General features: G+C 64.0%; 21 protein-coding genes. 10 read left to right on the forward strand and 11 right to left on the reverse strand.

Annotated features, from left to right (window positions below; translation table 11 throughout):
* Nucleotides 1-111: 111 nt before the first annotated feature.
* Together VEC01_RS18445 and VEC01_RS18450 are read left to right on the forward strand one after the other, a co-directional pair.
* Nucleotides 112-1818 carry a diguanylate cyclase gene (locus VEC01_RS18445; protein WP_324902378.1) on the forward strand — a complete coding sequence of 569 codons (1707 nt, stop codon included), beginning with the start codon at nt 112-114 and terminating at the stop codon, nt 1816-1818.
* Between the two features lie 72 nt (nt 1819-1890).
* Nucleotides 1891-4932, forward strand: coding sequence for an EAL domain-containing protein (locus tag VEC01_RS18450; RefSeq protein WP_324902379.1), 3042 nt, complete (start codon nt 1891-1893; stop codon nt 4930-4932).
* On the opposite strand, the gene VEC01_RS18455 is transcribed toward VEC01_RS18450, so the two are convergent.
* On the reverse strand, nt 4914-6698 hold the full coding sequence (locus tag VEC01_RS18455; protein WP_324902380.1) for an ATP-dependent DNA helicase RecQ: 1785 nt from the start codon (nt 6696-6698) through the stop codon (nt 4914-4916). The two genes, VEC01_RS18450 and VEC01_RS18455, sit on opposite strands and share 19 nt — an antisense overlap.
* A gap of 223 nt (nt 6699-6921) precedes the next feature.
* On the opposite strand from VEC01_RS18455, the gene VEC01_RS18460 reads away from it, so the two are divergent.
* Both VEC01_RS18460 and VEC01_RS18465 read left to right on the forward strand, forming a co-directional pair.
* Nucleotides 6922-7125 (forward strand): cold-shock protein, encoded by a 204-nt coding sequence (locus VEC01_RS18460; RefSeq protein ID WP_088707577.1) that lies wholly within the window; start codon nt 6922-6924, stop codon nt 7123-7125.
* Between the two features lie 21 nt (nt 7126-7146).
* Nucleotides 7147-7446 (forward strand): hypothetical protein, encoded by a 300-nt coding sequence (locus VEC01_RS18465; RefSeq protein WP_324902381.1) that lies wholly within the window; start codon nt 7147-7149, stop codon nt 7444-7446.
* 57 nt (nt 7447-7503) lie between these two features.
* Here the strand turns inward: VEC01_RS18465 and VEC01_RS18470 are convergent, their stop codons facing one another.
* A complete protein-coding gene (locus VEC01_RS18470; protein ID WP_324902382.1) occupies nt 7504-7971 on the reverse strand; it encodes a cache domain-containing protein in 468 nt (155 codons plus the stop codon).
* Nucleotides 7972-8209: 238 nt separating this feature from the next.
* Nucleotides 8210-9115, reverse strand: coding sequence for a LysR family transcriptional regulator (locus VEC01_RS18475; RefSeq protein ID WP_324902383.1), 906 nt, complete (start codon nt 9113-9115; stop codon nt 8210-8212).
* A 116-nt stretch (nt 9116-9231) separates the two neighbouring features.
* Between VEC01_RS18475 and VEC01_RS18480 the strand changes: the two genes are divergently transcribed.
* The 5 genes from VEC01_RS18480 to VEC01_RS18500 all read left to right on the forward strand — a co-directional run bounded on the left by VEC01_RS18480 (nt 9232) and on the right by VEC01_RS18500 (nt 13773).
* Nucleotides 9232-9921, forward strand: coding sequence for a haloacid dehalogenase type II (locus VEC01_RS18480; RefSeq protein WP_324902384.1), 690 nt, complete (start codon nt 9232-9234; stop codon nt 9919-9921).
* Nucleotides 9918-10676, forward strand: a complete 759-nt coding sequence (locus VEC01_RS18485) for a sulfite exporter TauE/SafE family protein (RefSeq protein ID WP_324902385.1) — start codon at nt 9918-9920, stop codon at nt 10674-10676. The genes VEC01_RS18480 and VEC01_RS18485 overlap by 4 nt, the downstream gene beginning before the upstream one ends.
* A gap of 28 nt (nt 10677-10704) precedes the next feature.
* A complete protein-coding gene (locus tag VEC01_RS18490; protein ID WP_324902386.1) occupies nt 10705-12912 on the forward strand; it encodes a malate synthase G in 2208 nt (735 codons plus the stop codon).
* Between the two features lie 265 nt (nt 12913-13177).
* The gene (locus tag VEC01_RS18495; protein WP_324902387.1) at nt 13178-13402 is read left to right on the forward strand and encodes an AbrB/MazE/SpoVT family DNA-binding domain-containing protein; all 225 of its coding nucleotides are present in this window, start codon (nt 13178-13180) and stop codon (nt 13400-13402) included.
* Complete coding sequence (locus VEC01_RS18500) at nt 13399-13773, forward strand: Fic family protein (RefSeq protein ID WP_324902388.1); 375 nt, start codon at nt 13399-13401, stop codon at nt 13771-13773. Before VEC01_RS18495 ends, VEC01_RS18500 begins: the two co-directional genes overlap by 4 nt.
* Before the next feature lie 88 nt (nt 13774-13861).
* On the opposite strand, the gene VEC01_RS18505 is transcribed toward VEC01_RS18500, so the two are convergent.
* The 7 genes from VEC01_RS18505 to VEC01_RS18535 form a co-directional block, all read right to left on the reverse strand.
* On the reverse strand, nt 13862-17134 hold the full coding sequence (locus VEC01_RS18505; protein ID WP_324902389.1) for a pilus assembly protein: 3273 nt from the start codon (nt 17132-17134) through the stop codon (nt 13862-13864).
* 16 nt (nt 17135-17150) lie between these two features.
* Complete coding sequence (locus VEC01_RS18510) at nt 17151-17750, reverse strand: hypothetical protein (protein ID WP_324902453.1); 600 nt, start codon at nt 17748-17750, stop codon at nt 17151-17153.
* Nucleotides 17738-18955 carry a PilW family protein gene (locus tag VEC01_RS18515; protein ID WP_324902390.1) on the reverse strand — a complete coding sequence of 406 codons (1218 nt, stop codon included), beginning with the start codon at nt 18953-18955 and terminating at the stop codon, nt 17738-17740. Before VEC01_RS18515 ends, VEC01_RS18510 begins: the two co-directional genes overlap by 13 nt.
* Nucleotides 18940-19395, reverse strand: a complete 456-nt coding sequence (gene pilV, locus VEC01_RS18520; protein WP_324902391.1) for a type IV pilus modification protein PilV — start codon at nt 19393-19395, stop codon at nt 18940-18942. Before pilV ends, VEC01_RS18515 begins: the two co-directional genes overlap by 16 nt.
* Nucleotides 19395-19919, reverse strand: coding sequence for a GspH/FimT family pseudopilin (locus VEC01_RS18525; protein WP_324902392.1), 525 nt, complete (start codon nt 19917-19919; stop codon nt 19395-19397). The genes pilV and VEC01_RS18525 overlap by 1 nt, the downstream gene beginning before the upstream one ends.
* Nucleotides 19913-20344 carry a type IV pilin protein gene (locus VEC01_RS18530; RefSeq protein ID WP_324902393.1) on the reverse strand — a complete coding sequence of 144 codons (432 nt, stop codon included), beginning with the start codon at nt 20342-20344 and terminating at the stop codon, nt 19913-19915. The genes VEC01_RS18525 and VEC01_RS18530 overlap by 7 nt, the downstream gene beginning before the upstream one ends.
* Nucleotides 20345-20575: 231 nt before the next feature.
* Nucleotides 20576-21175: a MarC family protein gene (locus VEC01_RS18535; RefSeq protein WP_324902394.1), complete on the reverse strand. Its 600-nt coding sequence runs from the start codon at nt 21173-21175 to the stop codon at nt 20576-20578.
* A 108-nt stretch (nt 21176-21283) separates the two neighbouring features.
* On the opposite strand from VEC01_RS18535, the gene VEC01_RS18540 reads away from it, so the two are divergent.
* Complete coding sequence (locus VEC01_RS18540) at nt 21284-23539, forward strand: xanthine dehydrogenase family protein molybdopterin-binding subunit (RefSeq protein WP_324902395.1); 2256 nt, start codon at nt 21284-21286, stop codon at nt 23537-23539.
* Between the two features lie 12 nt (nt 23540-23551).
* Here VEC01_RS18540 and VEC01_RS18545 read toward each other — a convergent pair whose 3' ends face one another.
* Entirely contained in the window at nt 23552-23986 is a 435-nt protein-coding gene (locus VEC01_RS18545) for a thioredoxin family protein (RefSeq protein WP_324902396.1), read from the reverse strand.
* Nucleotides 23987-24052: the final 66 nt, after the last annotated feature.

Consider the following 24052-nt stretch of genomic DNA (forward strand, 5'->3'; position numbering starts at 1 on the left):
TGCACGTCTTCTAATGTTGTTGTTGGGAAATAAATTGCCTCAAAGATATATAATCGGGACCAAACAAGATCAATAACCGGAGCCCTGCGGCCTCGGTCATTCGGGGCTACCATGAACAATTCCTCCTTGCGGCGGCAACTGGTTCTGCCGTATGTGCTGCTGGTGATATTCGTCTCCGCGGCGATCGCCTGGGTGTCCTACCAGGCGGGGAAAGAGGCGGTCGCGATGCTGTCGCAGCGCGTTCTCGCCGATATGGTTGCCCGCATTGGCGGCGCCACCGAGCGCCACCTCGCGGGCGCGCTGACTGCGCTGAACGCGGTCGATCCCGATCCTGCGATGCTGCCGCAGCCGCGGCCGTTTTCCGACGACCTGCCCTCCCTCGAATCGCGCCTCTGGGTCGCCAGCGGCTTGTCCATGGACGTGAACAACTACGTGTACTTCGGTGGCGCGGACGGGCGTTTTGCGGGCGTGCACCGGATCGGCAAGGATCTCATCGAGCTGTACTTGCGCGAACCCGGCGCACCGCGCCGCGCGGTCTACGCGGTCAAGTCACCTGGGGAACGCGAACGCCTGCTGCGCACCGACGACTATGATCCGCGCGGGCGGCCATGGTATGGCGTCGCCGCGCAGCGCGACCGCCAGGTCTGGTCGCCGGTGTACAACGACTTCACCTCGAGGGAGCCGACCATCACGCTGGCAAGGGCCGTGCGTCACCCGGGCGGCGCCCTGGCCGGCGTGATCGCCACCGACGTGACCCTGAAGGCCCTGACCGATTTCCTGCGCACCTTGAAGGTGAGCGAAAACGGCGTCGCCTTCGTGCTGGATCGCGAGGGCTACGTGGTCGCGACCTCCGGCAGCGAGCTGCCGGTCAAGATGGAAAACGGCCTGCCGGTTCGCCTGCGCGGCGACGAGATGCGCACTCCCGCAATGCGCCTGGCGTATGCGCAGGTGGCGCAATGGAAGCGCGGCGCGCGCGCCGCCGATACCCTGCTGGCGGAAGTCGGCGGACTGGACATCGCCGCCAGCCGCCTTGGGGCGCAATACGGCCTGGACTGGACCACGGTGGTGGCGGTGCCGCGTTCGGATTTCATGGGCGGCGTCACGCGCAGCCTGGTCCAGGGGATGGCCATCGCGGTGCTGTGCGTGGCCATGGCGCTGATCCTGGGGCTGACCGTCCTCAATCGGCTCTTGCGCGACGTCCGCGTGCTGGCGGAAGCGGCGAGGAAGATCGGCGACGGCGAGCCGCTGCCGTCGATCAATATCCGCCGGCGCGACGAGATCGGGCAGCTGGCGCGGCGTTTTTCCGAGATGGAGCACAACCTGCGCATCGACAAGCTGACGGCCGTCTTCAACCGCGCCTCGCTGCTCGCGCAGGTCGGGTTCCTGCGGCGCCAGCTGGAGCAGAAGGCCGGTGAACAGCCGCGCTTCGCGCTGCTGTTCATCGATCTCGATCATTTCAAGAAAATCAATGACCAGCACGGACACGACGCCGGCGACCGGGTGCTGGTGGCAGTCGCTGCCCGCCTGAAGGAAGCGGTGCGGGTGAGCGACGTCGTGGCGCGTTACGGCGGCGACGAATTCATCGTCCTGCTCAAGGGCGTGACAGCGACCGAGGACATCGTCGCCGCCGAAGAAAAGATCCGCCGAGCAGTGGAAGAGCCGGTACCGCTCGAACCCGGCACCGCCTGCGTCGGCGTGTCGGTCGGCTGGGCGGTATTCCCCGACGATGGCGAGGACGTGGATGCCCTGCTCAGGATTGCGGACAAGCGCATGTTCGATACCAAACGGTCGCGCAAGGCGACCCGTCAGTCACAATAATTCTTCACCCTAATTTATTTTCCCTGGGAAACACGGCATACTGCTGGAAGAACGACAACCCCCGGGGATTTCATGGCCGACGACGTGATTTCGCATCCGTCGCATCCCGCAGACGACATTGGTACGCCCGCTTCGACGATCAGCAAGAAGATCGCCGCGGTGTTCTGCGTGCTGTTCGTGGTGGCTGTCGCCAATATCGTCGTCGTGCGCACCATGCTCGATGATGTCAACGGCGTTGCCGAGACAATGAACGTGGCCGGCCGCTTGCGCATGCTGAGCCAGAAAGCCGCGTTCGATGCCACGCGAGCGCTGCAATCTCCGGACGCCGGCGCTCCCGACCTGCCGGCCTCGCTCGAAGCTTTCGACGACGCCCTTGCCGTACTGATCCATGGCGGCGACGCGCTTGGCTACCGAATCAAACCGCTTTCCAGCCGCCACCTTCCCTTGCTCGAAGCGATCCGCAGCGACTGGATGCATTTCCGTTCCCTGGTCGAGGCTTCAGGCGTGCAGCCGGCCGCGCCCCGGATCGCCGAAGATGCCGCAAAACTGCTCGGCCATGCCGAGAACCTGGTGAGCTCGCTCACGCGGGAAGCGCAGCAGGCGCAGGAAAAAGCGCTGATGAAGATGTACGGCCTGCTGTTCATCGACCTGCTGGTGCTGCTGGCGGTCTTTGCCGCGGTGCGCCGGCGCATCGTGCGCCCGCTGCGCGAGCTGGCGCAGCGCAGCCGGGAACTCGCGGAGGGCAATTATCGGGTGAGCATCGACTGCAGCTCCGATGACGAGATCGGCATGCTGGCCAGCCGTTTCAACGAATCGGCGCAGCGCATCGGCGAACTGGTCGGGCGCATCGAACGCGACCGCACGAGCCTGAAGCAGGCCGAGTCGATGTTCCGCGGCTTCGCCGAGAACTCGGTGGTGGGCGTCTACATCGCGCAGAACGGGCGCTTTCGTTTCGTCAACCCGAAGATGGCGCAGATGTTCGGCTACACCCAGGATGAGATGGCCGCTTCGGTCACCGTCTACGACCTGGTTGCCGAAAGCGACCGTGAAGTTGTGGCGGAAAACGTCCGCAAGCGGCTGCGCGGCGAAGCCAGGGAGGTGCATTACGAGCGCCGCGCGCGCCGCAAGGACGGTGCGCTGTTCGATGTCGAAGTATTCGGCTCCCTGATGAAGCTCGACGGCGAGCACGCGACCATCGGGATCATGCTCGACATCTCCGAGCGCAAGCGGCTCGACCTCGCGCTGCGCGTGCTTAGCGCCTGCAACCAGGCGCTGGTGCGCGCGACCGACGAGACGGCGCTGCTCAATGAAATCTGCTTCATCATCCGCGATATCAGCGGCTTCCCGTTTGCCTGGGTCGGCTTCGCCGAAGACGGGCCGCAGAAGAAGGTCCGACCGGCCGCGATGGCGGAAATCGAGGAGGGCGCACTGGTGGAGACCCTCCGTCATGTCAGCTGGGACGATGCGGCGACCGGGCGCGGCGCGACCGGGACCGCGATCCGCGAGGGACGCGTGGTGGTAGTGCGCGACATGCAGACCAGCGCGGTGCATGCGCCGTGGCGTGACTTCATGGTGCGTTACGAGATCGTCTCAGCGATGTCGCTGCCGCTGCGCGCCGGCAACCGGATCCTGGGAGCGCTCTCCATCTATTCGCACGAAGCCAATGCATTCGGGCCGAACGAAGTGAAGGTCGCGGAAGAGCTGGCCGACAACCTCGCGTATGGTATCGCCGCGCTGCGCGCCGAGGCCGCGCGCCGCCGCTATGCCGAGCAGCTCGAGTACCACGCCGCGCACGACATCCTCACCGGTCTGCCCAACCGGGCGCTGCTGCAGGACCGCCTGACCCAGGCGCTTGCCTACGCCTCGCGCTACTGCTACGCGGTATGGGTGCTGTTTCTCGATCTGGACCGCTTCAAGCTGGTCAACGACAGTCTCGGGCACAAGGCCGGCGACATCGTATTGCAGAGCATCGCCGCGCGGCTCGAAGCGGCGGTGCGCGAGACCGACACGGTGGCCCGCCTGGGTGGCGACGAATTTGTGCTGGTGCTGCCGGAACGCGCGGACGAGTGTCTGACGAGCGCAGTGGTGCAGCGGATCATGGACGCGGTTGCCCAGCCGCTCGAAGTGGACGGGCATGAATTCGTGCTGGGCTGCAGCATCGGCGTGGCGGCCTATCCTTCGGACGGCGAGGATCCGGAAACGCTGATCAAGCATGCAGACATCGCGATGTACCGGGCCAAGGAAACCGGGCGCAACAACTTCCAGTTCTACACCCCGGCAATGAACGAGCGCCTGATGGAGCGCCTGCGCATCGAAAGCGACCTGCGCAACGCGCTCGAGCGCGGGGAGTTCGTGCTGCATTACCAGCCGCAGATCGACCTGCGCACCGGTTCCACCATCGGCATGGAGGCGCTCATCCGCTGGCAGCATCCGACGCTGGGCATGGTGCCGCCGCTGCGCTTCATCAGCCTGGCGGAAGAAACCGGACTGATCGTGCCGATCGGGCAATGGGTGCTGCGCACTGCCTGCACGCAGGCGGTCGCCTGGCAGAATGCCGGCCTGGGCAAGCTGCGCGTAGCGGTCAACCTGTCGGCGCGGCAGTTCGCCGAGCAGGACCTGGTCAGTTCGATCGCCGGCGTGCTCGCGTCGACCGGGCTGGCGCCGCACCTGCTGGAGCTGGAGCTGACCGAGAGCCTGGTGATGACGGATGTCGACCGCGCCATCGGCATCCTGCGCGACCTGAAGCAGCTGGGCGTGCTGCTGTCACTGGATGACTTCGGCACCGGGCATTCCAGCCTGTCCTACCTGAAGCGCCTGCCGATCGATGCGCTCAAGATCGACCAGTCCTTCGTGCGCGACATCACCCATACGGCGGATGACGCGGCGATCGTGGCGTCGATCATTTCACTCGCGCACAACCTCAGGCGGCATGTGATCGCCGAGGGCGTGGAAACCCATGAGCAGCTGGCCTACCTGCAGCGGCACGGCTGTAACGAGATGCAAGGCTATTACTTCAGCAAGCCGGTGCCGGCCGAGCTGTTCGAAAAGCTGCTGCGCATCGATTCCGGCGCGCCGGCCGGCTGGGTGCGCCCGGCTCAGACCGGTGCCACGTAACTGCTCAGGAAGGTCCTGGTCCGGCTGTCGGGAAAGCGGATCGTCACCTTGTCGCCTGCGCACGAGACCACCATCCCTTCACCGTATTTCGGCACCTTCACGGTGCTGCCCGCTTGAAGAGGCACGACTTGCTGCAGCCGCGCCTGAGGCGGCACATGCTCGCGCACATGCTCCGGCGTCAGCGCCTGCTCGGGCGGGCGCCGGCAATTGTCGCAGACGCCGCAATGCGACCAGTCGGCCTGTTCGGCGAAGTATTCCAGCAATACTTTCCAGCGGCAAAAGCCGGTTTGCGCATAGAACACGATGCGCTCGAGCGCATCATGGTCGTGCACGCTCTTGTCGCGATAGGTGGCGACCAGCTCCTTGAGCTCGCGGGTCTTGGCGCGGTTGCGCAGCAGCCGGTACTCGAGATGTTCATCCTGTTCCAGGAAGCCTCCGTCCTTCAGCAGCTTGAGCGAGACCTGCAGGCGGGTATCCGACACCTGGCCCAGATGCGCCTGAACCTGTGCGGCCGACACCCGGGGATGCTCGGTCGCCAGTGCCTGCAGCGCCGCGTAGACCTCGCCCAGGTCTTCCACGCCGGGATAGCGGCGCGCCAGGAAGAACTGCTGCACCTGCTTGTCCTTGGCGTAAAACAGCAGCACGCATTCCGCGTCTTCGCCGTCGCGCCCGGCGCGGCCCGATTCCTGGTAGTACGCCTCGAGGTTGGCCGGGATCTGGTAATGGATAACGAAGCGGATGTCGGGCTTGTCGATGCCCATGCCAAACGCATTGGTCGCCACCATCACTCGGCAGGCGCCGCTCATGAACGCGTCCTGGTTCGCGTGGCGCGCCCTGGCTGCCATCTGCCCGTGATAGAAGGTGACGCTTTCGCCGGCTTCCTTCAGCGCATCATGCACTTCCTCGACCGCCTTCACCGTTGCCGTATAGACGATGCCGGAGCCGCCCGTCTCGCGTACCAGGCGCAATACGGTGTCGAGTTTTTCCGATTCGCTGGTCGCCGCCGCGACGCGGTAATGCAGATTTGACCGGTAGATGCCGGTATTAATGACATGCATGTCGGGCAGGCCGAGCTGGCGGATGATGTCGTCGACCACATTCCCGGTCGCGGTCGCCGTCAGTGCCAGCACGGTCGGGTTGCCCAGCGCATTGATCGCGGCACCGAGCTGCAGGTAGGCAGGACGGAAATCATGGCCCCAGTGCGAAATGCAATGGGCTTCATCGATCACGAACAGGCTGACGCGGTGCTGGCGGATGGTCGCCAGGAAGTCCGGGTCGGCGAGGCGCTCGGGCGTCGCGAACACGAACTCGTTGTCAGCCTGGCGGATGCTCTCCAGCACCGAGGCTTCCTCGCGCGTGCTCAGCGTGCTGTTGACCTCGGTAGCGCCGACGCCCGCTGTTTCGAGCTTGCCGGCCTGGTCTTTCATCAGGGAGATCAGCGGCGATACGACGAGCGTAATGCCGGGCATTTTCAGCGCCGGCAACTGGTAGCACAGCGACTTGCCGGCGCCGGTCGGCATCACCGCGAGCGTGTGGTTACCGTGAAGTACGCTGTCGATGACTTCCTGCTGGCCCGGGCGCAGGTGCCGGATGCCGAACGTCTCGTGCAGCGTTTTTTGCAAAGCCTTGGCGCCCGGGATCACCTTCAGATCGGCTGCCTTTTGTGTGTCTGAAAGCGCGGCGTCGCCGGCACGCGCAGCAGGTGCGTGATTCGATGCATGCATAATGGTGGGAATGCTGAAGCGATGGAAGTTGCTCGCGTCCATGCAGCAAGCGTGCCAGAGCAAAGGCGTTCGTGAAAGCAAGGGATTGCGGCCGCAAACTTGCAACCAGGAATATGAATAAGATAATTTACAGATTCGCGTGCATATGCAGTACAATGAGCTACCGATTGAAGTTTGAACTAGTAGTGCCGGGTTTGTCTGTCATTTCTTTCTAGCTTCAAAGGATCTACCGGGCAACAGCCCATTCACTTAAAAAGGAAATGTAATGGCAACAGGTACTGTCAAGTGGTTCAACGATGCAAAGGGTTTTGGTTTCATCACTCCGGATGAAGGCGGCGAAGATCTGTTCGCGCACTTCTCCGCGATCCAATCGAATGGTTTCAAGTCGCTGAAGGAAAATCAGCGTGTTTCCTTCGAAGTGACGACTGGCCCGAAGGGCAAGCAGGCGTCCGCGATCCAGCCGCTGTAAGCTGATCCAGCTTCAAAGAGAATGCCGTCCGGCGCTAAGCCGGGCGGCATTTTTTTTGTCTTTCGCACTGAAGACAGTGCGGCGACCGACGCGGTGCGCGAGCCGGCCGCAAAGGTGGAGCAATCGTCCAAGCTGATCATTTGCACCGTGACGGAGCTGGAGCAGCGCATCAAGAAGCTCGCCGACGACATTCAGTCGAGGGAACACAGCCAGAAAAGCGCGGACCGCAGCGAGTCCGGAGGAACTGATCGAGATGGCGGCCGAGAGCGGTGTGTGGGCGGCAGGCATTGGGGTGCGCTCCGCATCGGCTGCCGGTACTGAGGTCCATGAAAAAAACGGCCACCGCAGGGTGGCCGTTTCGTCTGATAAGGTGCGCTGTTATTGCTTGTAGATCCCGGCGCCGACAAAGTAGTCATCCACTTTTTCGACGTAGCTCGACTTCGCTTCCACCGTGTTGTTCACCGGGTTCGGCCATTTGTAATCGACCCAGCCCTTGCCCTTGGTGCTGGAGACTTCGATCAGCTTCTTGATCAGGTAGGTTCCGTCGGCGTCGCGCATGTCGATCAGGTTCTTGCCGACCATTTTCTTCGCATTGCCGTTACCGATCGCCAGATTGTTGCCATTCATGTCGTAGACAAAAATGTAGAGGTTGCGGTCGACGAACTGGCCTTTCGTGTTGTTGAATTCCTCGAACGCCTTTTCCTTGCCGTTCGCCTTGATATAGGCGACCGCCTTCTTCACCATCGCGACCGCTTCGTCAGCCGTTGCCCTGTCGCCGGCGAGCGCAGGGGTATTGAAAAATGCAAAACATAAAGCAAGCACACATGCCTTGAGCAGCGCGTTCATCCGAGGTCTCCTTGAATTGATTGAGTGGGGCGCGATCCTTGTCCGGGACAGGTCGCAGCGATATTCCGCGTTCCTGTGAGGCAAGTTTTTCCACTATATGAGCAGGGTGCACGACATCTACTTGACCCGGATCACATTGTCGACGGGAAACAACGGAATGGAAGCATGGTGACACCGGGCGCAGCGGCGGTGGTTGAAATGGCTTCATGCCGCGCTTGAAATAATTGCACGCGCGCGCTTATCCCTTGCGCCAGTAATCCGGCTGCGCGTACGCATGACGCAGGAAATCGACGAATGCGCGGATCCGCAACGGCAGATGGCGGCGCTGCGCGAACACAGCGTAGATGTCGTTGCCCGGAGCGGCGAATTCATCCAGCACCGTCACCAGCTGCCCGGCCTCGATGGCCGAGCCGACTTCCCACATCGAACGCCAGGCCAGCCCTTTGCCGGCAAGCGCCCAGTCGTGCAGCACCGCACCGTCGTTGCAGACCATGTTGCCGGTGACCTTCAGCGTCACATTCTTGCCGCTCTGGCGGAAAGTCCAGCCGCGCTGGCTGCCGTCGCTGCTCATCGCCAGGCAATTGTGCTTCGCGAGGTCGTCGAGCGATGCCGGAGCGCCATGCCGGCGCAGATAAGCGGGGGATGCAACCACGACACGCTTGTTGTCCGCCAGTTTGACGCCGATCAGGCTGGAATCCGTCAGCGCCGCAATACGGATCGCGACGTCGATGCCTTCGCCGATCAGGTCGACCACGCGGTCGTTCAGGTTCAGCGTCACGCTCACGTCCGCATGCTGGGCCAGGAAGGAAGGGATCAGCGGCGCCACATGCTGGCGGCCGAAGCCGGCCGGGGCCGAGATCAGCAGATGGCCGGAAGCGCGCGCGCTGCGTTCCGATACCGCCGACTCGGCATTTTCCAGGTCAGCCAGGATGCGCTGGCAATCTTCCAGAAAGGCAATGCCTTCATTGGTCAGCGCGATCTTGCGCGTGGTCCGGCGCAGCAGTTTTACCCCGAGGCGCTCTTCCAGCGCGTCCAGCCGGCGCCCGATCATCGCCGGTGCAATACCTTCGGCGCGCGCCGCCGCGGTCAGGCTGCCCCTGGCGGCAACGTCGACAAAGGTGGAAATCTGTTTGAACTGGTCCATGGGCCGACGATAGGGGATTTGATACTAAAACGCAATAATAAAGTGATTTTTTGTATGGTTTAGGTGGATTTGCATTGCATATACTTTCAGTCATCTATAAGACTTGAACTGTGTAAATGTCCATCCAAGCCATCGCCTTCGACGCCTACGGCACGCTGTTCGACGTGTATTCCATTGGCGAACTCGCGGAGCGGCTGTTCCCCGGCCAGGGGCCGGCGCTGGCGGCGCTGTGGCGCGACAAGCAGATCGAATACTCGCGGCTGCGCACCATGTGCGCGACCTACAAGCCGTTCTGGGAGGTGACGCAGGATGCGCTGGTGTTCAGCTGCAAGAAGCTTGGCCTTGACCTGACGCTGGATGCGCAGAACGCGCTGATGGGACAGTACGCGAAGCTGAAAGCCTTCCCGGAAAACCTCGGCGTGCTGCAGGCGCTGCAGCAAATGGGATTGAAACTGGCGATCCTTTCCAACGGCAATCCGCAGATGCTGGACTCGGCAGCCGAAGCGGCGGGCATGCGCGACGTGTTCCACCATATCCTGTCAGTCGATGCGGTGAAGAAGTTCAAGCCGGCGCCGGAAGCCTACCAGCTCGCGCCCGATGTGTTCGGTCTGTCGCCGCGGAGTATCCTGTTCGTGTCTAGCAATGGCTGGGATGTCTGCGGTGCCACCTGGTTCGGCTACACCACCTTCTGGGTCAACCGCGCGGCGGCGCCGCTGGAAGAACTGGGCGTGGCGCCGGATGCAACCGGGCCGGACATGAATGCCTTGCTGCAGTTCGTGCAGCAGCGCAATGGAGCGGCCAAATGACAGCATGGCAGATTGCCCTGGTCGGCATCGCCGCGTTCTGCGCAGGCGCAATGAATTCGGTGGCTGGCGGCGGCACGTTCTTTTCCTTTCCGGCGCTGTTGGCGGCAGGCGTGCCGCCGGTGGTGGCCAATGCGAGCAATTCCGTTGCGCTGTGGCCGGCCAGCTTGTCGGGCGCCTGGGCCTACCGCAGCGAGCTCGCGCGCTACAAGCGTTATCTGGTACCGATGGGCATCGTGTCCCTGGTCGGCGGCATTGGCGGCGGGCTGCTGCTGCTGGCTACCAAGGATGCGACCTTCTCCAAGCTGATTCCGTGGCTGCTGCTGTTCGCAACGCTGCTGTTTGCGTTTTCCGGCCGCATTTCCCTGCTGCTGCGCGGCGCGCATGCCGGCAAGCCCGACAACACGCCGGCGGCACTCGCCGGCCAGGCGGTGGTCTCCGTCTATGGCGGGTTCTTCGGTGCCGGCATGGGCATCCTGATGCTCGCCAGCCTCGCAATGGCCGGCCACGACGATGTGCACGAAATCAACGCCATCAAGAACCTGCTGTCGGCCGTCATTTACAGCGTCACCGTGGTCACCTTTGTAGTCGCCGGCGCGGTGGACTGGCCGTACACCATGATCATGCTCGCCACAGCGACCCTGGGCGGCTACTGGGGAGCAAGCATTGCGCGGAAGATCCCCGCGCTCTGGCTGCGCCGGTTCATCATTGCGGTCGGCGGCACCCTGACCGTCTTCTATTTTCTAAAAACGCTATAACCATTCCCAACTTTCAGGACTCAACACCATGACCGAACGCACCTCTGTCCACGGCCTCAAGGTCGCCACCAATCTCTACCGCTTCATCGAGGACAAGGTCCTGCCGGGGAGCGGTATCGACAGCGCCGCCTTCTGGAAAGGCTTCGATGCCATCGTCCACGAGCTCGCGCCGAAGAATGCCGCGTTGCTGGCAGAACGCGACCGCATCCAGGTCGAGATGGACAAGTGGCACAAGGCCAACCGCGGCCCGATCCGCGACAAGGCTGCCTACAAGCAGTTCCTGCAGTCGATCGGCTACCTTCTGCCGACGCCGGCGGAAGTGAAGGTCACGACCGCCAATGTCGATGCCGAACTCGCCCAGCAGGCCGGCCCGCAGCTCGTGGTCCCGATCCTGAATGCGCGCTACGCGCTGAACGCCGCAAATGCCCGCTGGGGTTCCCTCTATGACGCGCTGTACGGCACCGACGCGATTCCCGAGAGCGACGGCGCAACCCACGCCGGCCCCAACGGCGAAGCCTACAACCCGGTGCGCGGCGCGAGGGTGATCGCCTTCGCGCGCGATTTCCTCGACCAGGCCGCGCCGCTGGCCAAGGGCTCGCACAAGGATTCCACCGGCTACCGCGTCGAAGGCGGCAAGCTCGTGGTCGCACTCAAGGACGGGTCGGCCACCGGCCTTGCCGAGCCCGCGAAGTTTGTCGGCTACCAGGGCGATGCAGCCGATCCGTCTTCCGTCCTGCTGAAGAACAACGGCCTGCACATCGACATCCGCATCGACCGCAGCAAGGGCATCGGCAAGGATGACCCGGCGGGCGTGGCCGACCTCGTGCTCGAAGCCGCGCTGTCGACCATCCTCGACCTGGAAGACTCGATCGCCGCGGTGGATGCCGACGACAAGGTGCTGGCGTACGCGAACTGGCTCGGCATCCTCGACGGCACGCTCTCCGAAAGCGTGAGCAAGGGCGGCAAGACCTTCACCCGCACGCTGAACCGTGACCGCGTCTATACCGGCGCCGACGGCGGCACCGTCACGCTGCACGGCCGCTCGCTGCTGTTCCTGCGCAACGTCGGCCACCTAATGACCAACCCGGCCATCCTGTGGGGCGACAACAAGGAAATCCCGGAAGGGATCATGGATGCGGTAGTGACCACCACCATCGCGCTGCGCGACCTGGCCGACAAGCCGGGCCGCGACATCCGCAACTCCCGCGCCGGCTCGCTCTATATCGTGAAGCCCAAGATGCACGGTCCGGCGGAAGTCGCGTTTGCCAACGAACTGTTTACCCGCGTCGAGCAGCTGCTCGGCCTGCCGGCCAACACCGTCAAGCTGGGCATCATGGATGAAGAGCGCCGCACCAGCGTCAACCTCAAAGCCTGCATCAAGGAAGCCGCGGCACGCGTCGCCTTCATCAACACCGGCTTCCTCGACCGCACCGGCGACGAAATGCATACCGACATGCATGCCGGCCCGATGATGCGCAAGGGCGACATGAAGACCAGCACCTGGCTGACTTCCTATGAAAAGAGCAACGTGCTGACCGGCTTGTCCTGCGGCCTGCGCGGACGCGCGCAGATCGGCAAGGGCATGTGGGCGATGCCGGACATGATGGCCGCAATGCTCGAACAGAAAATCGGTCATCCGAAGGCAGGCGCCAACACCGCCTGGGTGCCGTCGCCGACGGCCGCCACGCTGCATGCGCTGCACTACCACCGCGTCAGCGTCGCGTCGATCCAGCAGGAGCTCGAAGCGGCGGCGAACAATACCGAGATCGAGCGCCTGCTCGACGGCCTGCTCGAGATCCCGGTGGTCGCCGAAGCGAAGTGGTCCGCCGCCGAGATCCAGCAGGAACTCGACAACAATGCGCAGGGCATACTCGGGTACGTCGTGCGTTGGGTCGACCAGGGCGTGGGCTGCTCCAAGGTGCCGGACATCCATAACGTCGGCCTGATGGAAGACCGGGCGACGCTGCGTATCTCCAGCCAGCACATCGCCAACTGGCTGCTGCATGGAGTCGTGACCGAAGCCCAGGTGCGCGAAACGCTGCAGCGCATGGCCGGGGTGGTGGACCAGCAGAATGCCGGCGATCCGTTTTACAAGCCGATGGCCGGGAATTTCGAGACCTCGTTCGCCTTCCGCGCCGCGTGCGACCTCGTGTTCAAGGGCCTGGAACAGCCGAGCGGCTACACCGAGCCGCTGCTGCACGCATGGCGCCTGCGCGTGAAGGAAGCTGCACGCTAGGGTTTATCTGCTGCAGTCGAAACGGGCCGCGATCGCGGCCCGTTTTTGTTTATCCCGCCAGGAAGGGGGGCAAAATTCCGGCGGGCAGTATTTCCATGCCGATGCGAATTCCTGCCACTGCGCCTGTACGAAAAAGTGGACAGATCCCGCTTCAGCGCCCGCGGCAGCGCACGAAAGAACGGTTTCAGCCGGATTTCTTCCCGGCTTTTGCTTTCCTGCTCCGGTTGACTAAGATGAATTAGTGACATGATCAACCGGGGAAAACATGCACGCATTGAAACTGGTTCCCTTTGACAGGGAGGTCGGCGTCGTCCTGCCGCGCGAAGTGCTCGCCAAACTCGGGTGCGGCACGGGCGGTACGCTCTACCTGACCGAAACTGCCGACGGGCTGTTGCTGTCGTCGCAGCATCCCGTGATCCAGGAGCAGATCGACGCCGGAAGGGCGTTCATCGACGATTACCGGGACGCGCTGCGCGCGCTGTCGGAGTGAACCTGTTCTGCATCGAGCCGGACGCCTTGCTCGTCCTGCATCAGGAAAGCCTGGATGGCGCGGATGCGAATGCCTGCGTCTGCGACAGCAGCCTGCTCGAATCCGCCTTGTCCCATCCGTTGAATGAAGCCGAGGCGCGCCCCGTCGACATCGCCGACATCGCCGCCGCGTATGCGTGGGGAATGCTGAAATACCGGCCTTTCGCCGCCGGCAATGAACGCGCGGCGCTGCTGGCAATGGGGCTGTTCCTCTACCTGAACGACTGGCGTCTCGAGGCGCCGCCGCAGGAAGCCGCGCGGGTGATCTGGCAGGCCGCCACGGACGTGCTGGACGAGGCCGACCTGGCGAACTGGATCCGCGGCTATCTGTAACGCAGGCTGCGCCTGCGCCTGCCTGTACTGCCGGAACCGCGATCCGGAAAAGCGGCAGCAGCCGGTTTTGCATGCCGCCGGCGTATCGCTACATCAGTTCGCGCCAGGAGATCCGCTTCCATCGGACCGGGCTGCCGGCCGGCCTGGGAGGTTCATGGATCACCGGGCTGCTGAACGACTGGTCCGACAGCCTGATGACTCCGTGCTTTTCGTTTGCCGCCTGCACGACGACCGGCCTGCTTGCCAGCGCATAGCCGACCAGGCTGATGGTCTGGTGATATCTGGACGAGCCATAGGAGGTTTCCACCGCGCCGCCATTGCGCGCATCGACATTCACGAAATAACTGGAGCCGCCCGGATCGCAGGTCTGGTTGGTCGGGATATTGGCGGTAAACACCAGCGCGTCGCCGGCCGTGAGCTGGGGATGGGTGACGACGCGCGCATTCGCGATCGGCAAGTCGAAATACCACCCGCTACGGGAAGACGAGAGCGTGTTGTGCGACGCGGTGTAGCCATTGCCGGCAACGGAAAATCCCTGGCACACGAAGGCGCCGTCGCCGCCGTTGCCGGGGCAGCTCGCGCCGTTCGTGCCGCGGATGTCGGGCAGCGCCGGCGCGGCGTTTGCCGTATTGTCGATGATGCCGTACATCGACTGCGTCTGCGTGCTGAAGGCGTTTGCGGGCGTGTTGCCGGGGACATCGCTGTCGCCGAGATATAGACCGGTGCCGACATAGACGAAATACTTGCCGGAGCCACCCAATGCCCGGCCCACCACCGGCGCGGTGGATACCGGTTGCGGGTTGCCGCTGCCATCCCTGAGCACGGCTATCCTGGTCGCGCTCCAGTTCGACAGGTCGAAGCGCCATACATTGCCTTTCAGGTCGCCGCCCCAGACATGGCTGATCACGTCGGTCGCCGCCGCCGAGCCCGGCTTGGCCAGATAGGCGAGTCCGGCAGGATCGCTCGCACTGCCGGCGCCGGTGCTGATGGTTTGCATCACCGCGCCGGTCAGCGGGTCAAGCACGAAAACCTTGCCCGACCCGTCGCTGTTGTTGTAGCCCGACGGGACAAGGACAACCCAGCCGCCGGGTGAGTTGACGATCAGCGGCGTGCCGTAGGTGTAGCCCACGCTGGAGGCGACGCTGGGTGCGCTGGCGGGGAACTCCCATTTCACCTTGGCGGCCGCCGCGCTGTCATCGGCCGCAGCATAGGACGTGACGTCGAGCGCGTAATAGCCGTTGCCGCCTTTGCCGAGGCCGCCGACGAGTAGCTTGGTGCCGTTGGCGATCGTCACGACCGCCGGCGTCGCATCCACCATGTACCGGTGCGTGTAGTTGGGGTCGGCCAGCCCGCCGTCCGCATTTTTCAGATGTCCCCAGACCATTTTCGGCACGTACGCCCACAGTTCGTCGCCGCTGCCGTTGAATGCATGCATCATGCCGTCATTGGCCGCCTGGAACACCACGACCGTGCCGTCACTGTACTTCTCCACCAGAGGCTCGGCGTTGATCACATCCCCCAACAGATTTTTCCGCTTGCGGAAAACCGGGCGCTGCTGCTGGCCGGCCTTGCCTTCCTCGTTCGACTTGTCGCCGCGCAGGTAGTTGATCAGCTCGGCATTGTAGGAAGCGGTCAGCGTGACGTTGGACGGGAGGAAGGGCGTCCCTGCCGAACCGTTGAAGGTGGCGATCTTGCGCGATGATGCGGGCGAGCGCACCGCGTCCATCCGCTCCTGCGCCGACCACGTAGGCGCGGCGTTCGGAAGTCCGGTGGAAGTATTGATGGTGTAGGCGCGCAGGTCGCCGGTCCAGTAGCCCGAGTTGTAGCTCGATGCATAGGCGGTGTTGTCGACTGTCAGCTGCGTGTTGACCACGGCCACCGCCGCTGCCGCGCCGTCCTTCGCAAACGCGTCGTTCATCGCCTTGTTGAATGCGGCAACGAGTTCCGCTTCGTTCCCGGCGACTTCGGCGATGCCGCCGCCGCGCGTTGCGGTTTCCTTCAGCAGCGGATCGTTCTTCGCCTGGTCGTCGGCGAAGCCGACGGTGTAGGTGCGGATATTGTTCTTCTTGGTTCGGCCGGCGGGCGCCGCCAGGTCCGGACGCAGGTCCGTCTCGTAGAGGGCGAGCGCGACGTCGTTCAGGTAATCCGATCCTTCCGACTCGTAGCTGTGCGTGCCGCCTTCGTGCCCTGGATGGCTGGTGGCCGCGTTGCCGGTCTTCTTGTCGTAGGCTTTCGCGCCGCTGGTCGTGCAGCCGTTCGAGTCGCCGTCGTAGTCGCACAAGTATTGGTTGCTGGAAAGCGCCTGGTCGCTCTGCGGCCGGCCGTCGGTCATCAGGATCGCATAGGAACGCTGGCACCAGTACTGGATCGGGCTGGTCGCCGCTCCCGACAGTGTCGTGTTCAGGCGGTGCGGGGTGGCGGCGCCCTGCCGGAATACATTCGCAACCGATGCCGCGGCGGGCGTCTTGTCGTCCGGATGCAGCTTCAGGTTGCCGGTGTACGGCAGGGTGAAGTAATGGCCGATATCGGCCAGCGTTTCGGACAGCGGCGTGCTGCCGGAGGACGTCAAGCTGTTGACGCTGGTCCTGAGGCCGGCAAGGTGCGACGCATCGAGATCGGCGACGTTCTTTAGCAGCGCGCCGCCGTCGGCGCCGTTGTAAGTGGTCAGGCCGACGCGCGCCTTGGCCTTGCCGGTGCCGGTCTTGAGCGGAATGGATTCGAGAACCGCAATCGTGCTGCTCTTGGCGATTTCGAGGCGGGTGCGGGTGCCGCTCTTGCGCCCGGCGGCATAGTCGAGCGTGCCGGCGGAACTGTAGCCCGGCGCGGCTCCGAAGTACCAGTTCAGGTAGTTGCCGCTGTAGACCGCGTCGAGATAGCCGGTGCCCGGATGCTTGCAGGGCGCGTTGCCGGGGCCGCAGGTCGCACTGCTGGTCGAGCTGGAGTCGGCCAGCAGGCGGAAGTTGTAGTAGCCGGCGGGATTGAAGCATGCCTGCCCGTTGCCGGTGCCGAAGCTGTAGATGGTCGAGCCCTTCTTGAAGCGGGGCTTGCCGTCACTTCGGATGAGGATGTCATAGCTGGGCGAGGAGGGCGGATTGTTCGGGTCGGAAAATCCCTGTTCCACGAACTTGTCCTGGCCGCATGCAAGATAGATCGTTTTCGCGGAGTACGGCTCATCCGGCACGATATTGCTCATCGAACCGGAGTTGTCGATCATGTACATGAAATTCGGCGCAACGTTGTTCTTCACCGCCATCGGGGTATCGGAAATGTCGGTCACCGCGCCGGCCGCCTGGAAGGCCGCGAGCAGGATCAGCGCCGCGCCGGCGGGGCGTGCGAGGAAGCGATGGAAATGGCGGTGCATGTCGTGTCCGATTCCGTTAGCTTGAAACAGGGCCGCTGACCATGGCCTCGACCATGCCGGTCGCGTTGCGCGGGCCGCGCACCCGCACGATGATGCGATAGCGTACGGCGAGCTGTTCGGGCGAGGCTTCGCGAACTTCGTAGTCGCAATTGGTCTTGACGCTCTGCGGGTCGGACAGGACCGGATTGTCCGAACACTGGCGCTCGATCACGTACTGCACCCGGTACTTGCCGGTGTCCTTGTCCGCGTCGCAGTCGTTGTTGTCTTCGTCGCGGCACTGTACGTTGGACCAGTTGACGGCGCTGGGCACGCCCAGACTGTCCACGTCGTTGCGCCGCGTGCTGAAATAGCGGTTCGCCTGGTCGGCGTTGCCGCCGCCCCCGGCGACAATGGCCGCGAGGTTGTTGGTCGCATCGGTGATGCCGCGGTCGGATACCTGCATCGCCGCCTGCTTGAAAGCGAAATTCCCCGAGATCACGTTGCCGATGTCCATCGAGCGGACCACGCTGAGCGTTGCCGCGGTGATGATGATCAGGATGATCAGCGCGATCAGCAGCACGCTGCCGCTTTCGCGCGATCGAAGCTGCATGCGACGCCGCTGCCTCAATAGTTCCATAGCACGTTCCTCAGGGGGATCACGCTGTGATAGACACGGTACCGGTAGTGACGCCAGGTTTTCCCGGGCGCGACCGGCACGTTCGACAGATCGATGACCGGACTGTCGGCGTCCTGGAAAGAGCAGGGTCCGTTATTGGCCACGCCTGCGGCGTTGGTGCAGGGGGCGCTGACCTGGCTGCCGCCCGGTTCCACGCTGCGGCTGACCACCGCAACGCGAATTGCCTTGATCCTCGGCACGTCCGCGGCGGCGGGCGCCGACCAGGTCGGCCCGCTTGCGTTCTGCCAGGACGTCACGACGTCGCTGTCGGCCTTGTCGCTGATGCCGTATTGCGCCTGGAGCATCACGACGTTCGCCACCCATGGTATGGCATCGGTGAAGGCCAGGGGCGAACTTGTGCAGCCGGGCGCTTTGCTTGCGTCGTGCGAAACGAGCGAATTGCATAGCACCTCGTAAGTGTCATGATGCAATGCGCCGATGCGGGAGACGACCGCCGGCCCGGCGGTTGTTCCGGTCTTTTCATAACCGTACTTCGGCGAGTCGCTGAACGCATGATCCGGATTGGACGGGTTGTACGGCGTCGATCCGCCGGGGTTGTGCTGGATCTTCACGCAGTCGGTGGTGATGCCGTTGCAGTTGCCGCCTCCGGGGACCAGCGCGCTGACCTGGAACAGCGTGCAAGGCCGGCCGCTTCCCGGCACGCCAATCAGTGCGAGGTCGCCTTCGGCGAGCGCGCCCTTGTTGTTGACCACGAAGTTCGACGAGGGATTGGGCATGTTGTCCACGATGTGGCTGATAGAACTTCCCCTTGCGGCTTCCGCGTAGACGAAGGTGATCTTGTCGGAGCCGCTCGTTCCGCCGTCGCTGATCTTCACCGGCGCGAACGGAGCGCCATCAGAGACGACGCTGCCGTTGTAATAGGCATTGAGCGTGGTGCACAGCAACTGGCCGTTGTAGAACAAGCCGTTGCCGGCCGCGCGGGCCGCCCGGTCGAGCAAGGCGATCGCGTTCTGGCCGTTTTCCTTGGCATCGTTCCCGGACACCGTGGTGCGGCGCTGCAGGTTCATCGTCGATACCGCCGACGTGATGGCGAGCATCACGATCAATCCAATCGTCACACCGACCATCAGCTCGATCAGCGTAACCCCGGCCTGGCGCGGCATTGCGGGCCCGCGCATGTCGGCGCGCATCATGAGGATTGCCACTGCATCTGCGTGGTGACGACATGCCGGTGGAACTTGCCGTCCGGCGGCTGCCAGCACAGGGTGACAACCACGACGCCGGTCGCGGTGTCGATGACGACCTGCTGCCTGGACTTGTCGGCGCCGGGAAGGCTCGCCTCGACTTCGGTCAGCCATTCGGTCACGGTACTGTCACTCGATTCCGCGCCGCTTGGGGCGCACGCGGCATTGCCGCCCGGCCGGTGCGCGAACCCCGCCGCCGATGCCGGGGAGGCGATCGCCAGGCGGCCTATCAGCTGGTTTGCGAGTATCGCCGCGTCGGCACGTTGTTTGGCGTCCGTCGACATCGCCACGGCACGGGCCTGAAGACCGACCAGGCCCAGGATGCCGATCGAAAAAATCAGGATCGCGACCAGGGCTTCGATCAGCAGCATGCCGCCTTGCCTGTTCATGTCGGCCGCCATCAGCATTTCCTCGGATCTCCCGCGGCCGTTACCGCGAGATTGCACATGCGGATCTGCCCGCCCGCGAAGACGTCGATCTGGTAGCTGTCGCCGCCTGTTCCGGACGTGCCCGGCGTCACCGTGACACGCGTGAGCGTGCTGCTGCCGTAGGAGGCTGCCGCACCGAGCGGGTTGAAGGTAACGCTGGTCCGGTTGTTCGCGCTGTTGACGCGTACGTTGCTGCCCGCCTCGGCGGCGGGACGGGTTTGCACGACGGATTCCGGGCTGACGGTGGCGACGGTCCATGCGGCGCCGGAATCGAGCCGGAACGATACATTCGTATTGCGGCGGATCGCTTCCGCCCGAGCCAGTTGCAGGCCGGAAAGAATGCCTTCCGCGCCGGTGCGCACCCTGCTGTTCGTCAAGATGGAGCTGAAACTGGGGGCGGCCAGACCGGACAGGATGGCGACGATGGCCACCACGATCAGCAGTTCGACCACACTGAAACCGCCGCCGCGCGGCATGAGGCGCAGGTGATTCAGCATGATTCGCCCGCACTCGTGATCCAGCAGTTTTTCGGCAAGCCGCTGGCACCGGGGAATGCGGTGGTCTTGCGGTTGTTGTCCTGGTCGACGGAAAAGGCATGGCCGCTCATGCTGCCCTTGCCGGTCGCCGTCAGCAGGAAGCCCTGGTTGCTCGCAGCACTGCCCCAGTTGCAGCTGAAGTCAAAGTAACTTGTGGACGCTGAACCGGTGTTATCGCCGCAGGCCGAGGCGCTCGCTCCATAGTTCTTGTTGTCCTGGTAAAACTGTTCCAGCCGGACCCGGTCGCTTGCCAGCCGGCTGGTGGCCTCGGTAATGCGCGCGCGCTTCAGATGCTGCGTGTAGGCGGGCAGCGCGATGGCGGCGAGGATGCCGACGACGGCGATCGCCACCACGAGTTCGATCAGGGTGAAGCCGCGGTTCTTCATGACGATTCCTTTAGGAATTCGAAAAGATGTTTAACTGACAATAAGTTAAACAAATAAAAAGGGCGGTGCGTGTCGAAATGGCAATATTATTGCTAAGCCGACACTCGATATTGATATTTTGCAAACAATTTGCCGGAGCTGGGGTCGTGTCGACTCCGGCTGCTGCGGGGCAAAGCAGGGGCAGGGGGGGAGAAAGAACCTTGCGCCGGAAGGGCACCGGCGCGTGGGAGGTCAGAGGGATTTCACGTAGGCGCGTATCCCGGCGAGCAGCATTTCCACTGCCATTGCCGTCAGGATCAGGCCCATCAGGCGCTCGAACGCCGTCATCACGCGGGTGCCGAGCACCCGCTGCATCCGTTCGGCCCCCAGCAATACGATCAGCCACACGGTCGCGACGACCGAAAGCACCGCGACGTGCAGCACCGCTTCCCTCGCGGTGCCGGATGAGAACAGCAGCACCGTCACCAGCGCCGACGGCCCCGCGAGCGCGGGCACGGCGAGCGGAACGATGAAGGGTTCCTGGCCGGTTTCACCGTCGCCGAAGACGCCGCCGGGCTGCGGGAAGACCATCCGCAACGCGATCAGGAACAGGATTACGCCGCCGCCGATGCGCAGCGCGATATCGCTCAACTGCAGCGCCGCCAGGAAATGGCGGCCGAAGAACATGAAGATCAGCAGGATCAGGAAGGCAATCGCGCATTCGCGCACGATCACGCGCCCGCGCCGCTCGGCGGGCACGTTGGACAGGGCACTGACGAACAAAGGCACGTTACCGAAGGGATCGGTAACCAGCAGCAGGATGATGAAGGATTGGAAAAAATTTTCTGTCATGTTTATTGGCGGAATTTATAGAGGAAACCCTCGATGTCGCGCCAGCATCGGCGGGCAAGGTTTCGCGTAGCATGCCATAAACATTGCAAAACAATATACGGAGACTGCATGCAGGTAACCGAATCAAAACGGAAATCCCGCCGCCGTTTTTTGCTGGGAGGGCTGGGCGTGGCCGGGGCGCTGATCGTCGGCTGGGGCGTGATGCCGCCTCGCCAGCGCTTGCACGCTACCAATCCGCTTCCCGCCGAGGACGGCGAAGTGCGCCTGAACGGCTGGATCAAGATGGCCGGCGACGGCACGGTGACGGTGGCGATGCCGCAATGCGAGATGGGCCAGGGCGTCTACACCGCCTTGCCTATGCTGGTCGCCGAAGAGCTGGATGTGCCGCTATCCGCGATAAGGATCGAGCGTGCGCCGATAGACAAGATCTACGGCAATGTCGCCGTGCTGCAGGACGGCCTGCCGTTTCATCCGGATGGCGCCGGCACTTTCAAGGAGGCGGCCGTCTGGTTTACCGGCAAGGCCGCGCGTGAACTCGGGCTGATGATCACCGGCGGCTCTTCCTCGGTCAAGGATACCTGGGGCCCGCTGCGCGAAGCCGGCGCCACCGCGCGCGCGATGCTGGTCGCGGCGGCGGCAAGGGAATGGGGCGTGGCCGCGTCGGAATGCGTCACCGACAACGGCGTGGTGCGCCATCCGGCCGGCAACAGCGCAAGCTATGGCACGCTGGCCGCGAAGGCGGCGGGCAGCACGCCCTCCGGCATCCGCCTGAAGGACCCGAAGGAATTCAAGCTGATCGGCACCGCGCAGCCGCGCCGCGACGCGCGCACCAAGGTCGACGGGACGGCCGTGTTCGGCCTCGACCCGCGGCCGGAGGGGCTGGTGTATGCGGCGGTGAAGATGTGCCCGGTGTTCGGCGGCAGCGTGCAGGCGTGCGACGCCGCGGCGGTCAAGGATATGCCCGGGGTGCTGCGGGTCGTCGATTTTTCGGGTGCGGCGCCGGGGATGGCCGGTATCGCGGTCATCGCGACATCCTGGTGGCAGGCGAAGCAGGCGGCCGCCGCGCTGCCGGTTTCCTGGAATGAGGGCCCGAACGCCAGGCTGTCGAGCGACGCGGTGTTCAAGGAACTCGCGGCCCGCCTCGATGGCAATTCCGGCTTTGTCTATCACGAAGCGGGCCAGCCGGATGCGTCGAGCGCAGTGAAGCATCTCAAGGCGGAGTACAGCGCTCCCTTCCTGGCGCATGCGACCATGGAGCCGGTCAACTGCACCGCGCAGGTCAGGGATGGCAAGGTCATCCTTTGGTCGGCGACGCAGGTGCCAAGCCTGGCCGTCGATACCGCCGCCCGCGTGGCCAAGGTCAAGGCGGAGGATGTCAGCCTCAACGTGACCTACATCGGCGGCGGTTTCGGCCGCAGGCTGGAGGTCGACATGATCGCGCAGGGGGTGGCGATCGCGGCACAGGCGGGCGGCGCGCCGGTGCAGGTGATCTGGAGCCGGGAAGACGACACGGCACACGACTTTTACCGGCCGGCGGCACTGGGGCGGTTTTCGGCGGCGCTGGATGCGGACGGCAACGTGGTCATGTACGACAACCGGCTGGCATCCGGCGCGATCACGCATCAGGTGATGGAGCGCACCTTCGGACTGATGGGGGCGGGCCCGGACAAGACCACCGCCGAAGGCGCGTTCGACATGCCCTATGAATTCGCGCACCAGAAGATTGCGCATGTCACGGTACCGACGCCGGTGCCGATCGGCTACTGGCGCTCGGTCGGCCATTCGCACAATGCATTTTTCAAGGAAAGCTTCATCGATGAACTGGCGCATGAGGCCGGCAAGGAACCGGTCGCATTCCGGCGCGGCCTGCTGAAAACGCATCCGCGCCACCTCGCGGTGCTCGACGCGGCGGTCGCGAAGGCGGGACGGCCGGGCAGGGGAAGGGCGCACGGTGTCGCGCTGCACCGCTCTTTCGGCTCCATCGTCGCGCAGGTTGCCGAAGTGTCGGTCGAAGGCGGCCAGATCCGGGTGCACAAGGTGACATGCGCGATCGACTGCGGCATTGCCGTCAATCCGAACATCATCGCGCAGCAGATGGAGTCCGGTGTGGTGTTCGGCCTGAGCGCCGCGCTGTTCGGCGAGATCACGCTCAAGGACGGCAGGGTGCAGCAGCAGAACTTCAACGACTACCCGGTGCTCCGGATGAACCAGGCGCCAATGGTCGAAACGGTGGTGATTGCGAGCGCGGAACCGCCGGAAGGCGTCGGCGAACCGGGCACGCCGCCGGTCGCGCCGGCTGTCGCCAATGCAGTGTTCGCGCTGACCGGCAAGCGGCTGCGCAGCCTGCCGCTGCGCCTGGCTTAGTGGCTCAGGCCGCTAGTCCGCGGTTTCCCGCAGCCGCGTGCGCAGGTTGCACACGCGCTGCCATTCACGGCGTTCCGGCGATGCTTCGGCTTCCGCGCGCAATTCCGCGGTGGTCTTTTCCGCCAGCGACGCGATCAGACGGTCGGCCAGCTTCGGGTCCGGCAATACCGTGCCGAAAAAGGCGACCGTGTCGCCGTGCTGGGCCAGCAGGGTGGGAAAGTTCTCGACATCGATATCGCCGATGAAGTCGGCCTGGTCTTCGATATCGATCCACACGAAGCGCTTGTCCGGATGCCGCGTGGCGAGCTGGTCGAAGCCGGCGCGATAGCCGCGGCAGGTGTCGCACCACGCCGCGCACAGGCAGGCGACCACCCATGCGTCCTGCTCCAGCCACTCGGCCAGCCGGGGACGATTATGGTTTTCGAGGGTAATGCCGTTGGAGGACATGGCGATGCCGCGAGTCGAGGAGGACGTATTGTAAGGGATGGCACGCGGCGCTGCTTGGCCGCGGCG

The sequence above is a fragment of the Noviherbaspirillum sp. genome (genome assembly GCF_035627455.1).
Classification (GTDB): Bacteria; Pseudomonadota; Gammaproteobacteria; order Burkholderiales; family Burkholderiaceae_D; genus Noviherbaspirillum.